At 69.1% G+C, this 12,873-nt stretch carries 12 protein-coding genes; 9 read left to right on the forward strand and 3 right to left on the reverse strand.

Translation table 11 applies throughout. The features are described 5' to 3' along the window. Positions 1 to 51 precede the first annotated feature (51 nt). Positions 52 to 795, forward strand: a complete 744-nt coding sequence (locus RWN05_RS01970) for a dienelactone hydrolase family protein (protein ID WP_079000615.1) — start codon at positions 52 to 54, stop codon at positions 793 to 795. A gap of 95 nt (positions 796 to 890) precedes the next feature. On the opposite strand, the gene RWN05_RS01975 is transcribed toward RWN05_RS01970, so the two are convergent. After that, positions 891 to 2,282: a glycine--tRNA ligase gene (locus RWN05_RS01975; RefSeq protein ID WP_314138139.1), complete on the reverse strand. Its 1,392-nt coding sequence runs from the start codon at positions 2,280 to 2,282 to the stop codon at positions 891 to 893. Positions 2,283 to 2,466: 184 nt separating this feature from the next. Between RWN05_RS01975 and RWN05_RS01980 the strand changes: the two genes are divergently transcribed. Together RWN05_RS01980 and RWN05_RS01985 are read left to right on the forward strand one after the other, a co-directional pair. Further along, a complete protein-coding gene (locus tag RWN05_RS01980; protein WP_314138140.1) occupies positions 2,467 to 3,771 on the forward strand; it encodes an alpha/beta hydrolase-fold protein in 1,305 nt (434 codons plus the stop codon). Between the two features lie 99 nt (positions 3,772 to 3,870). Further along, a complete protein-coding gene (locus RWN05_RS01985) occupies positions 3,871 to 4,305 on the forward strand; it encodes a hypothetical protein (RefSeq protein WP_079000611.1) in 435 nt (144 codons plus the stop codon). A gap of 36 nt (positions 4,306 to 4,341) precedes the next feature. On the opposite strand, the gene RWN05_RS01990 is transcribed toward RWN05_RS01985, so the two are convergent. Continuing rightward, entirely contained in the window at positions 4,342 to 5,355 is a 1,014-nt protein-coding gene (locus tag RWN05_RS01990) for a LacI family DNA-binding transcriptional regulator (protein WP_314138142.1), read from the reverse strand. Positions 5,356 to 5,538: 183 nt separating this feature from the next. Here RWN05_RS01990 and RWN05_RS01995 point away from each other — a divergent pair, with 183 nt between their 5' ends. The 6 genes from RWN05_RS01995 to RWN05_RS02020 all read left to right on the forward strand — a co-directional run bounded on the left by RWN05_RS01995 (position 5,539) and on the right by RWN05_RS02020 (position 11,976). Then, the gene (locus tag RWN05_RS01995; RefSeq protein WP_314138143.1) at positions 5,539 to 6,771 is read left to right on the forward strand and encodes a Gfo/Idh/MocA family oxidoreductase; all 1,233 of its coding nucleotides are present in this window, start codon (positions 5,539 to 5,541) and stop codon (positions 6,769 to 6,771) included. 70 nt (positions 6,772 to 6,841) lie between these two features. Continuing rightward, positions 6,842 to 8,101 carry an ABC transporter substrate-binding protein gene (locus RWN05_RS02000; protein WP_314138145.1) on the forward strand — a complete coding sequence of 420 codons (1,260 nt, stop codon included), beginning with the start codon at positions 6,842 to 6,844 and terminating at the stop codon, positions 8,099 to 8,101. Between the two features lie 5 nt (positions 8,102 to 8,106). Continuing rightward, positions 8,107 to 9,105 carry a carbohydrate ABC transporter permease gene (locus RWN05_RS02005; protein ID WP_079000603.1) on the forward strand — a complete coding sequence of 333 codons (999 nt, stop codon included), beginning with the start codon at positions 8,107 to 8,109 and terminating at the stop codon, positions 9,103 to 9,105. A gap of 14 nt (positions 9,106 to 9,119) precedes the next feature. Beyond that, a complete protein-coding gene (locus RWN05_RS02010; RefSeq protein ID WP_079000601.1) occupies positions 9,120 to 10,001 on the forward strand; it encodes a carbohydrate ABC transporter permease in 882 nt (293 codons plus the stop codon). A gap of 59 nt (positions 10,002 to 10,060) precedes the next feature. Further along, positions 10,061 to 10,840, forward strand: a complete 780-nt coding sequence (locus tag RWN05_RS02015) for a ThuA domain-containing protein (RefSeq protein WP_064295429.1) — start codon at positions 10,061 to 10,063, stop codon at positions 10,838 to 10,840. Next, positions 10,837 to 11,976 (forward strand): Gfo/Idh/MocA family oxidoreductase, encoded by a 1,140-nt coding sequence (locus tag RWN05_RS02020; protein WP_314138149.1) that lies wholly within the window; start codon positions 10,837 to 10,839, stop codon positions 11,974 to 11,976. Before RWN05_RS02015 ends, RWN05_RS02020 begins: the two co-directional genes overlap by 4 nt. 51 nt (positions 11,977 to 12,027) lie before the next feature. Here RWN05_RS02020 and RWN05_RS02025 read toward each other — a convergent pair whose 3' ends face one another. Continuing rightward, positions 12,028 to 12,804 (reverse strand): hypothetical protein, encoded by a 777-nt coding sequence (locus tag RWN05_RS02025; RefSeq protein ID WP_314138151.1) that lies wholly within the window; start codon positions 12,802 to 12,804, stop codon positions 12,028 to 12,030. Between the last annotated feature and the right edge of the window lie 69 nt (positions 12,805 to 12,873).

Here is a 12,873-nt window from a genome sequence, read left to right on the forward strand (position 1 = left end):
AGGCAGCGCAACCCCCAGCCGGAGCGGAGGGTCGGCTGGAACACTGGCGATATGACGACCATCACGCTGACCAAGGGCCTCACCGCCTACCGCGCCGACCCGCCGAAGGGCGTCGAACTCCGCGGCGGGCTCGTGCTCATCCACGAGATCTGGGGCCTCGTCCCGCACATCACCGACGTCGCCGACCGCTTCGCCGCGGAGGGGTACCTCGTCATCGCGCCCGACATCCTGAGTGGTGCCGGCGTCACGCCCGAGATCGGTGCGGAGCTGGAGAGCCTCGTCTTCAACAGCGACGAGGCGACGAGGACCGCGGCACAGCCGAAGCTGCGCGAGAAGCTCTCGGCCTCGAAGTCGCCCGAGTACGCCGAGGAGGCGCTCGGGTATCTGGGGAAGGCCGTCGACGCCCTGTTCGACGAGGAGGGGATCGACGGCCGCGTCGCCGTCGTCGGCTTCTGCTTCGGCGGCGGCTACAGCTTCGCGCTCGCCGCGGCCGACCGCCGCATCCGCGCCGCCGTCCCGTTCTACGGCTACCCGCCCGAGCCCGAGGCCGTGACGAGCATCGCCTGCCCCGTCCTCGCGTTCTACGGTGACCAGGACGAGGGCCTCATGAAGAGCCTGCCCGAGCTGACCACGACGATGGAGGACGCGCGGGTCGAGTTCACCGCGACCGTCTACCCCGAGGCCGGTCACGCCTTCTTCAACGACACCAACACGATCACCTACCGTGAGGACGCGGCCGCCGACGCCTGGGTGAAGACGCTCGCGTTCCTCGACACCTCACTCGGCAACGCCTAACCCGAGCGATCCGCATCCGTTCGCCCATTCTCGGGCGAAGAAACGCCCGCTCGCCCAGACATGGGCGAGCGGGCGTTCAGGTGTGCGGCGGAGGCCTACGCGCCCTTGAGGCGGGTGGCGAGGTAGGCGTACAGCTCGTCGATGGCGACACGCTCCTGCTGCATGCTGTCGCGGTCGCGGACCGTCACGGCGTTGTCCTCGAGCGAGTCGAAGTCGACGGTCACGCAGTACGGGGTGCCGATCTCGTCCTGACGACGGTAGCGGCGGCCGATCGCACCCGAGTCGTCGAAGTCGATGTTCCACGAGCCGCGCAGCTCGTCGCCGATCTGGCGGGCGAGCGGCGACAGCGCCTCGTTGCGGGACAGCGGCAGCACGGCGACCTTGACGGGCGCGAGACGCGGGTCGAGGTGCAGCACGGTGCGCTTCTCGATCTTGCCCTTGGCGTTCGGCGGCAGCTCCTGCTCCTCGTACGCGTCGACGAGGAAGGCCATGAGCGCACGGGTCAGACCGAACGACGGCTCGATGACGTACGGCATGTACCGCTCGTTCTTGGCCTGGTCGAAGTAGCTGAGGTCCTTGCCGGACTGCTCGGCGTGCACCTTGAGGTCGTAGTCGGTGCGGTTCGCGACGCCCATGAGCTCGCCCCACTCGCTGCCGGTGAAGCCGAACTTGTACTCGATGTCGACGGTGCGCTTCGAGTAGTGCGCCAGCTTCTCCTGCGGGTGCTCGAACCAACGGATGTTGTCGGGCGTCATGCCGAGGTCGATGAACCAGGCCCAGCAGAGGTCCATCCAGGTCTGCTGCCATTCGTCGTCCGTGCCAGGCTCGACGAAGAACTCGATCTCCATCTGCTCGAACTCGCGGGTGCGGAAGATGAAGTTGCCGGGCGTGATCTCGTTGCGGAACGCCTTGCCGATCTGGCCGATGCCGAACGGCGGCTTCTTGCGGGCCGTCTGCAGCACGTTCGCGAAGTTCGTGAAGATGCCCTGCGCGGTCTCGGGACGCAGGTAGTGGAGACCAGACTCGTCGTCGACGACGCCGAGGAAGGTCTTCAGCAGGCCGGACATCTGGCGGATCTCGGTCCACTGGCCGACCTTCGAGGGGTGCTCGGGGTCGGGGATGTCGGCGAGGCCGTTCTCCGGCGGGTGGCCGTGCTCGGCCTCGTACGCCTCGAACAGGTGGTCGGCCCGGTACCGCTTGTGGGTGATGAGTGATTCGGTCAGCGGGTCGCTGAAGACCTTGACGTGACCGGACGCCTCCCAGACCGGGGTGGGCAGGATGACGGCGGAGTCGAGACCGACCATGTCGCCGCGGCCACGCACGAACGCGTTCCACCACTGGCGCTTGATGTTCTCCTTGAGCTCGACGCCCAGGGGCCCGTAATCCCACGCAGACCGCGTACCGCCGTAGATGTCTCCCGACGGGAAGACGAAGCCGCGGTGCTGGGCCAGGGTGATGACGGACTCGAGATGGGACTGCTCTGCCATGGGTGTGGATCCTCCGTGCCGCTTGCCACGCGGCGGTACCTTCCGGTGCTGACGCCTGGCTGGCGCCCGCTCCCGGAACCCCTCAATCCTATGGGCGAGCCCGTGAGGACGCCCAACGGCCCTTGTCCCGCTCAGGGTGGCCGCTTAGCCTGACAACCATCGCGGTACGCAGGACGGAGCATCGATGGACTGGCTGTGGAACCTCGACGTCATCGACGGTCCACTCGTCTGGGTGCTCGACGCGCTCAGCATCGCCGGCCTGCTGTACCTCGTCATCCGTCGGTCCGGGCTGCTGTGGTACCTGAGCGCCGCCATCGCCCTCCTGGCCGGTGCGCTCCTCGCGCTGGGGACGGTCTGGCTGCTCTTCGACGTGCTCAACCTCTTCGGCGGGCCGTTGATCCGTGCCGCGGAGCCCTGGTTGATCGGCGTCTTCGCCGGCATCGCGCTCGCCGTCCTCACCATCTGCTGGCGCGTCTCGTGGCAGCGGCGCGTCATCGCCGTCGCCTGCATCCTCGTCTTCGGCGCGACCGCGGCGCTGGGCGTCAACGGCGCGTACGGCGTCCAGACCACCCTCGGGTCGATGTTCCACGTCCAGAACCGCAAGCCGATCAGCCTCGTGACACCGACGAGCACGCCCACCGGCGATCCGGCCCGTCCGCTGTACGAGACGTGGAAGCCGCCGGCCGACCTGCCGAAGACGGGCAGGTTCGGCCCGCTCCCCACGGGCGACCGGATCCCGAACACGAACTCCGGGTTCGACGCCCGCCCGGCGCAGGTCTACTACCCACCCGCCGCGCTCGTGAAAGATCCCCCGGCGCTCCCCTTCGTCCTCATGATGATGGGACAACCGGGAGACCCCGACGCGAAGTGGATCGGCGAGGCGCTCGACGCGATCGCCGCCGACCATCAGGGGCTCGCCCCCATCGCGCTCGTCGTGGACCAGCTCGGCGACCCTTCCGTGGATCCGCTGTGCATCGACGGGCGGTACGGGAAGGTGGAGACCTACGTCACGCAGGACGTCCTCCCCTGGGCGAAGGCGAACCTGCACATCCTCGAATCGCCGAAGGACTGGACGGTCGCCGGATACTCGGCCGGCGGCAGCTGTGCGATCTACTACGGAGCCAAGTACCCGCAGACCTTCGGCAACGTCGTCAGTGTCTCGGGTGAGGAGTATCCGGGCGCCAGCGTCCCTGCGGACAGCCTGCGCACGATGTTCGACGGCGACCAGAACGCGTACGACGCGATCAAACCGGCGACCATCATGGCGAAGACGAGATACGCCGACACGGAGGCGTTCTTCTCCGCCGGGACCGCGGACGCGGTGTACACCGACATGATGGGGCGCGCCGCAGCCACCGCGACGGCCGCCGGCTGGAAGGTCCAGACCTTCGCGATACCGGGCGGTGACCACGGGGTCAGCTCACTCACGGGCGGGCTGGACCAGACGCTCCGCGCGCTCTACCCGCGGATCGGCCTCCAACGACCGTGACCGGGACGGGGACAGGGCTCCTCGACCCGGCCTCCGCTCCATCGAGGGCTGTGGAGAACTCCGGCGGCGGTCTGAACCGATTGGTTATGGTCGATGCCCATGACCACCCAGCTCCCGCCGATGCCGCAGCCCCTCCTCGTCCAGATCGGCAACATCAGGGTCACTGACGACGTGATCATGACACCCGCCGGCACGTGGCCACTCGCGGACGTCAATGTGACGTCGAGCGATCAGACCTCGACGACCACCCACACCCCGGCGTGGGCCATCGTGCTGGTCATCGTGTTGATCTGGTTCTTCTTCCTCAGCCTGCTGTTCCTCTTCGCGAAGGAGAGGCGTGTCTCGGGGTTCGTCTCCGTGAACGTCCAGGCCGGCCCGTACACCTACACCGAGCAGGTCCCGATCTCGACCGACTTCGCCCGACACGACACCATGAACCGCGTCGGCTACACCCAATCGCTGATCGGGCAGGCACGGCACCGGGCGATCGCGAACCGAGCGGCGGAGTCCTCCCGGCGCCCTGAGGTGCGGTGACCGGTCGCTCGAGGGCCGCTCACGCGACGAGACGACTCAATCGGGCGGCGGCGCGAGGGACGCGCCCTCGAGGAAGGCGCCCATGACGAGTTCGTGACGCAGTTCACCGAGGGTGCCGTCGAGCCGGCCGACGAGGGTCTCGACGCCCATCCGGCCGAGCTGGGCGGCGGGCAGCAACGTGACGGCGAGCGCCGGGTCGGCCGCTTCCGACACCTCTCGGGTGGAGGCGACGAGGACGACGGACACGTCGTCGGGGACCGAGACGCCGCGCCTGCCGAGCTCGCTCACGAAACCGAGGGCCGCCCGATCGTTGAGTACGAGGACGGCGGTCACCTCGGGCGCCTCCGCCTGGAGGGTCGCCGCGATCTCGCGACCACCGGCGGGATCGGGAGTGCACTGGAGCGTCCGAGCGCGGAGTCCACGGGCCGCGCACACGGCGCGGAACGTCTCCTGCACGCGGACCACCGGGCCGTAGCCGTCGAGGTCGGCCCGCTCGACCTCCTCGAGCAGGGCGAACTCCCGATGACCGAGGGCCTGCAGCCGATCGATGGACAACTCGACCATCCCCTCGAAGTCGACGTCGACGTAGTCGAGACCGGAGGGGTCGCGGGTCCGGCCGATGAGCGTCAGTGGCGTCCCGGCCGCGAGCAGACGGTCGACCCGATGGTCGTCGAGCCGCACCTCCATGAGGATGACGCCGTCGATGAGGCCATCGGAGGTGAACTCGCGAAGCGCGTCGGGTTCGCTCGGCTCCGGCCAGAGGACGACGGTGTACCCGAGCTCGGCAGCAGCCTCCGCAGCACCGGTGAAGAAGCGGGCCGCGTTGTCGGACAGTCGATGCTGCAACACCGGGAACAGCAGTGCGATGATGCGGGTCCGACGGCTCGCGAGAGCGCGGGCGACCGCGTTCCGGCGGAAGTCCAACTCGACCATCGCCGACTCCACCCGCAGTCGAGTGGCCGGGGACACCGGCTTCGAATCGTTGACGACGAACGACACCGTGGCGACCGAGACCCCTGCGAGTCGCGCGACGTCACGCATCGTTGCCATGGATCCCCGTTCAGGTGCGGTGCTGTCCGGTCAGTCTCTCACGGATCACGATTCGGTAAACCGGTTAAATTGCTTCTTGACGACTCCGACGGCACGGTGCATGCTGGTTCCCGAAGCGCGCAGTAAACCGGTTAACTTTCCGGTCTGCGCGATCCGACCTCGACCGGCGAAGGAGCCGTGCTGATGCCTGTACCGACGACCACGGACGACAACCGGTCCGAGCAGCCACTGCGCGTCGCGATCGTCGGGTACAGCTTCATGGGCACCATCCACGCGCAGGCCTGGACCACCGCTCCCCGCTTCTTCGACCTCGGCCGCGGGGTCGAGCTCGTCGCCGTCAGCGGTCGCGATGCCGACGCCGCCCGCGCGTTCGCCGACCGGTTCGGGATCGCCGACGTCGAGACCGAGTGGCGAGCGCTCCTCACCCGTGGCGACATCGACGTGATCGACATCTGCACCCCGGGCCACCTCCACGCTGAGATCGCGATCGCCGCACTCGACGCCGGTATCCACGTCCTCTGCGAGAAGCCGCTCGCGAACACGCTGGAGGAGGCCGAGCGGATGAACGCCGCGGCCGAACGGGCGGCGGCGCGCGGCGTGCGCGCGATGGTCGGCTTCAGCTACCGACGCACCCCCGCGCTCGCCTATGCACGACGGCTCGTCACCGACGGTCGCCTCGGGACGATCCGTCACATCCGGGCCCAGTACCTGCAGGACTGGATCGCGGATCCCACCTTTCCGCTCGTCTGGCGACTCGACGCCGACCAGGCCGGCTCCGGTGCGCTCGGTGACCTCGGCGCCCACATCATCGATCTCGCACGGTTCGTCACCGGGCAGGAACTGACCGGCGTGAGCGCCCTGACCTCGACCTTCGTCACCGAGCGGCCGCTCCCCACCTCGTCGAGCGGCCTCAGCGCCACCACGGAGGGCGATCCTGAGGATGGCGAGGTGTCGGAACCCCTCACCGGGCGGGTGACCGTCGACGACGCGGTCGTGTTCATCGCCCGCACCGACGGCGGCGCCCTGGCGACCTTCGAGGCCACCCGCTTCGCCACCGGCCGCAAGAACGCGATGCGGATCGAGGTCGACGGCTCCGACGGATCGCTCGTCTTCGACTTCGAGCGCATGAACGAGCTGCAGTTCCACGACCACACCCTCCCGGCCGAGGAGGCGGGCTTCCGGCGCATCCTCGTCACCGAACCCGGTCACCCGTATGCGGACGCCTGGTGGCCGGCCGGCCACGGCCTCGGCTACGAGCACACCTTCGTCCACGAGGTCGCCGACCTCGCCCGCGACCTCGCCGCCGGCCGGGCGCCCGAACCGGGCTTCGCCGACGGCCTCCGGGTGCAGCGCGTGCTCGCCGCGGTCTCGGCGAGCGCCGACGCAGGTGCCACCTGGATCCCACTCGACCACTGACCGAACCACCCACCGCACCACGATCACCACCGCATCACGATCACCACTCACCAGGCAAAGGAGCCATGACATGAGATCCACGACCACCCGCGACACCCGGCCACGCATCGTCCGTCGGCCGCACGTGCTCGGATCGCTCGCGATCCTCGCGATCACCCCGTTCGCCCTCACCGCGTGCAGCGGTGGCGGTGGCGCGGCGGCTGGAGGCGACGCCGACACCCTCACGATCCTCGACTACTACAACAACGAACCCGACAAGACCCTCGTGGGCGAAGCCCTCGACCGGTGCGCGGACGACGTCGGCGTGAAGATCAAGCGCGAAACCGTCCCCGGCAAGGACCTCATCCAGAAGGTGCTCCAGCAGTCGTCGTCCAAGACGCTGCCCGACGTCCTCATGCTCGACAACCCGGACGTCCAGGAGATCGCCGCGACCGGCGGACTCTCGCCACTCAGCGACTACGGCATCGACACCTCGGGCTTCGCGAAGGGCATCCTCGACGCCGCGAGCTACGAGGGGGAGGTCTACGGCCTGGCGCCGACGGTCAACACCCTCGGCCTCTTCTACAACGAGGACCTCCTCGCGGCGAAGGGCATCACCCCGCCGACCACGTGGGACGAACTCAAGACGGCCGCGGCGGCACTGACCGAGGGCGACACCTACGGGCTGGCCTTCAGCTCCATCGCCACCTACGAGGGCAGCTGGCAGTTCCTGCCGTTCATGTGGACCAACGGCGGCGACGAGGCCGACCTCACGACGCCCGCCGTCGCCGAGGCGCTCCAGCTGCAGGTCGACCTCGTGAACTCGGGTTCGGCGTCGAAGAGCGTCATCAACTGGTCGCAGGCCGACGTGAACGACCAGTTCATGGCCGGTAAGGCCGCGATGATGATCAACGGTCCGTGGCAGATCCCGGCCCTCAGCGCCGACACGAACCTCAAGTACGGCAGCGTGCAGGTTCCGGTCAACAAGGCCGGCCAGACGCCCGTCGCCCCGCTCGGCGGCGAGGTCTGGACCGTCCCCGTGACCGGCGACAAGGACAAGCAGGCGAAGGCGGCGAAGTTCGTCGAGTGCATCTCGAGCGACGAGAACCAGCTCGCCCTCGCGGAGGCCCGCTTCACCGTCCCGACGAAGACGGCCCTGGCCGAGCAGTACGTCGCGAAGGTCCCCGAGATGGCCGCGTTCACCGAGCAGGTCGCCAACGCCCGCTCGCGCACCGGCGAGCTCGGCGAGGAGTGGCCCGAGGCCGCGACCGAGATCTACACCGCCATCCAGCTCGCCCTGACCGGGCAGGCGACGCCTGAAGAGGCGTTCAAGCAGGCGGCCGCGGGCTGATCCTGATGAGCAGTGGCATCGCCGGAGCATCGCTCCAGGACCGGAAGACCGACCAGCGGTCCAGCGGCACCGACGGGGGCGCGCCGACCAAGCGCACCCCCGCCGGGGCCGGCCGCCGGAGCCGACGCTTCCGCCGGGAAGACCTGATCAAGCTCGGCTTCGTCCTTCCCGCAGCGCTCTACATCGTCCTCTTCTTCGGCTATCCGGTCGTCAAGAACGTCACGATGAGCTTCCAGGAGTACACGACGAAGACGTTCTTCACGGGCGAGGCGCCGTGGGTCGGGTTCGCGAACTACGTGACCGTGTTCAGTTCCCAACTGTTCACACCGGCGCTGCTCAACACGGCGTTGTTCACGGTGGGGTCGATCGCCGGGCAGTTCGTGATCGGGCTCGCGCTCGCCGTCTTCTTCAAGCGACGCTTCCCCCTGAGCTCGTTCCTCCGCGCGATGCTGCTGCTCCCCTGGCTCCTCCCCCTGATCGTGTCGAGCGCCACCTGGCGGTCGATCCTCGACCAGGACAGCGGCGTGCTAAACGCCGCCCTCGGCTCCATCGGCCTGTCGGGCGTCCCCTGGCTGACGAGCCCGTCGGTGGCCCTGTTCGCGGTCGTCCTCGTCAACATCTGGATCGGCATCCCGTTCAACGTCACGATCCTCTACGGCGGCCTCCAGGACATCCCCGACGAGCTCTACGAGGCGGGAGCGCTCGATGGCGCGACCGGTTGGAAGGCGTTCCGCCACATCACCTGGCCGAACCTCCGCCCCGTGGTCAGCGTCGTGCTCGTGCTCGGCGTCGTCTACACGATCAAGGTGCTCGACATCATCCTCGGCCTCACGAACGGCGGGCCGGCGAACGCCACCCAGACCCTCGCGGTGCGGTCGTATCAGGAGTCGTTCGTGAACTTCGAGTTCGGTGTCGGTGCGGCCTTCAGCAACATCCTCATCGTCATCTCGCTCCTCTTCGCCATCGTCTACCTGCGCGTGAACCGACGCGCGGTCGACGAGTAAGGACACGGACCCTCATGACCACGACCAGCATCGTGACCGGCGGCCGGCAGACGCGCCGCTTCGCCCCGGTCGGCCCGCGTCGCCACCGCGGCGACCGGCGCCACCTCGGTTACACCGTCCTCGGCATCCTCATCCTCGCGATCATGCTCTTCCCCGTCTACTGGATGGTGAACGCGTCCCTGCAACCCTCCGGCAACACGCTCACCGGGGACTTCTTCCCGGTCAACCCGAGCTTCGCCGGGTACGAGAAGGCGATCGCCGACCAGGGCGGGCACCTCGTCACGAGCCTCGTCATCTCGCTCGGAACCGTCGTCCTCAGCCTGGTGATCGCGGCCCCGGCGGCCTACGCCCTCGCGCAGTTCCGGTTCCGGTGGATCAGCATCGCCCTCCTCGTGATCCTGATCGCCCAGATGATCCCGGGCATCGTGATCGCGAACGCCCTCTACTCGGCGTACAACGACCTCGGCCTGCTCAATTCGATCCCCGGGCTGATCCTCGCCGACGCCTCGCACGCCATCCCGTTCGCGATCCTCATCCTGCGGGCGTCGATGCAGACCATCCCGCCGTCGATCGTGGAGGCGGCACGGGTCGACGGCGCCGGGCACGTGCGGGCCTTCGTCTCGATCGTCCTCCCGGTGAGCCGCAACGTGCTCATCACCGCCGGTCTGTTCGCCTTCCTCTTCTCCTGGAGCGACTTCCTGTTCGCCCTGACGCTGACGACGACGGAGGACGTCCGGCCAGTGACGCTCGGCATCTACCAGTACCTCGGCTCGCAGGTCTCGAACTGGAGCGCGGTGATGGCGACCGCCGTCCTCTCGTCCCTGCCCGCGATCCTGCTGCTCGTCATCGCCCAGCGGTTCATCGCCGCGGGCGCCACGGGCGGTGCCGTGAAATGACCGACGACCACTCCGACACCCTCTCCGACCACGCAACGCATCCTTGAAGGAGCACCACCATGTCCGACAGCAGCACCCCCATCCGCGTCCTCGTCTGGGGCGAGAACCGCCACGAGCAGATCGAGGAGAAGGTCCGCGCCATCTACCCGGACGGCATGCACACGACCATCAAGGAGGGCATCGAAGAGCACCTCGGCGCCGACGCCGTGGTCACCACGACCACGCTCGACGAACCGGAGCACGGGCTCACCGAGGAGGTGCTCGCCGCGACCGACGTGCTCGTCTGGTGGGGCCATGCGGCTCACGGCGAGGTCGCCGACGAGGTCGTCGAGCGCGTGCACCAGCACGTACTCGCCGGTATGGGTCTGCTCGTGCTGCACTCCGGCCACTGGTCGAAGATCTTCGGCAAGCTCATGGGCACCTCGTGCACGCTCCGGTGGCGGTCGGAGGAGGACCGCGAGATCGTCTGGACCGTCGACCCCACCCACCCGATCGCCCAGGGGATCCCGCACCCGTTCATCATCCCGGCGCAGGAGATGTACGGCGAGTTCTTCGACGTCCCCGCGCCCGACGAGCTCGTCTTCCTCTCGACCTTCACCGGTGGCGAGGTCTTCCGTTCCGGCATGACCTACAAGCGCGGCTTCGGCAAGATCTTCTTCTTCTCCCCCGGCGACCAGGACTACCCCGTCTACCACCACGAGCACGTCCGTCGCGTCCTCGCGAACGGCGTCCGGTGGGCGCAGACGCTGCGTCCGGAACGCGCGGTGCCGGTCCTGCTGCGGTACGAGACCGAGGACTTCTACAACGGCCGCGGATACGAAGGGGCGCTCGCGCGATGAGTGCTCCTGTCGACGGTGGCTTCGCGACGCTCGCGGACGCCATCAGGCCGGTCCGGCTCGTGCTCGTCGGTGCGGGCGGGATGGGACGGGCGTGGTTGCGGACGATCCTCGCGAACCCGGACACGGAACTCGTCGGCGTCGTCGACCTCGACACGGCCCTCGCGGAGTCGGCGGTGACCGAGGCCGGGCTCGTCGTGGGCCCCGGGGGTGTCGTCGTCGGCACCAGCGTGTCCGTCGTCGCCGAGGCGACGGGGGCGGACGCGGTCGTCAACGTCACCGTGCCCGCCGCGCACCACCCGGTCAACACCGAGGCGCTCTTCGCCGGGTTGCCGGTGCTCTGCGAGAAGCCGATCGCACCGACCGTCGCGCAGGCGCTTTCCCTGGCGGCGACGGCCGAGGCAAGCGGGCAACTGCTCATGACCAGCCAGTCGCGTCGCTACTACGCGTCGATCGCCGCCTTACGGGAGCAGGTCGCCACGCTCGGTCGGCTCGGGTCCGCGACGACGGAGTTCTTCAAGGCGCCGCACTTCGGCGGCTTCCGCGAGGAGATGCCGCACGTGCTGCTCGTCGACATGGCGATCCATGCCTTCGACGCCGCCCGCTACGTCCTCGGCAGCGACCCGATCGCCGTGTACTGCGAGGAGTACAACCCGGGGTGGAGCTGGTTCTCCGCCGACGCCGCCGCGACCGCGATCTTCGAGTTCGCCGGAGGAGTCCGCTACACCTACAGCGGCAGCTGGTGCGCGGACGGCGTGGAGACCTCGTGGAACGGCAGTTGGCGAGTGAACGGCGAGTACGGCACGGCCGTCTGGGACGGCGACTCCGCTCCGCAGCGGCAGCTCGCACCGCAGGGCGGAGCTCCGTCGGCGGTCGAGACCGCCGAGCTCGAGCCGGACGTGCCGGAGGAGATCGCGGGCTCGCTCGTCGAGTTCGTCGACGCCCTGCGCACGGGGCGTGTCCCCTCGGGCGAGGTGCACGCCAACGTGCTGAGCCTCGCGATGGTGGAGGCCGCCGTGCGGTCCGCCGAGTCCGGCGAGCGCGTGGTCATCGCGGACGTGCTCGCCCAGGCGCACGCGCAGGCGATCGAGGTCGAGCCGCGCGCCGACGTCCGGGGCGCGCTCGTCGCCTCCCGCTGAGGTGAGGCGGATCGTCGCCCGCGCACCCCGCGAGCGACGATCCGCCTCAGCTCACCAGGTCCCGTCGAGGAGGTCGCGGGTCACGACCAGGTTGAGCACCCGCCAGAGGCCGGAGTGACCAGGGGTCCGGCCCGGCCGGTTCGGCCACCCCTCGAGGCGTGCGACACGGACGAAGCCGACCTCGTGCCACACCGGGTCCGTCTTGCGGAACCGATCCGGCCGCCAGACGACCGGACGCTCCGGCAGATTGCCCGAGGCCGGCTCGCGCTTCGCTCGCAGCGTCGCCAGGGTCTCCGGCCCGGGGACCTGCTCGCCCACCCAGTCGAGCACGTCGAGCTCGGGTGAGTCACCGTATCGGGACCGATGGATGCCTGCGACCCGGAACAGGGCCGTCCGTCCGTTCGGCGCCGTGAACGCGAGGACGTCGCCCGGCGTCAGGTCGTCCTCCACATGGCGCCACGATCGGCGGAGGCGCTTCGGTGCGGGCTGCGGGCCGAGGAGCTGCTCGCGGAGACGATCGAGGGCCGCGGTCCGCCTGGCGACCTCCCCCGGGCCTGCTTCGGCCCACAGCTCGAGGTCGGCACCGCGATCGATCGCCGCGAGCGCCCGCGTCCGTACGTCGGGATCGAGCCGGCCCACCTCACTCTGCGCGGCCGCGAGCGGGATCCACAGCTCGCCGTCCTCGCGCTCCATCAGATGGGCGAACGACGCGATGGTCCGTCGCGTCGCCTCGTCGTCCGGCACCCGGTCCTGCACGTACTCGCGGTACTCGGTGCGGATGTCCGACGCCGTGTCGTTCGAGAAGATCGCCGTTCCCCATGCACCCATCCCGGCATCCTGCCAGACCCCTCGCGTCAGCGGCCAGGTGAGGCCCATACGATGGATCCAGCCCGATTC

The sequence above is a fragment of the uncultured Plantibacter sp. genome, from assembly GCF_963518075.1.
Lineage (GTDB): Bacteria > Actinomycetota > Actinomycetes > Actinomycetales > Microbacteriaceae > Plantibacter > Plantibacter flavus_A.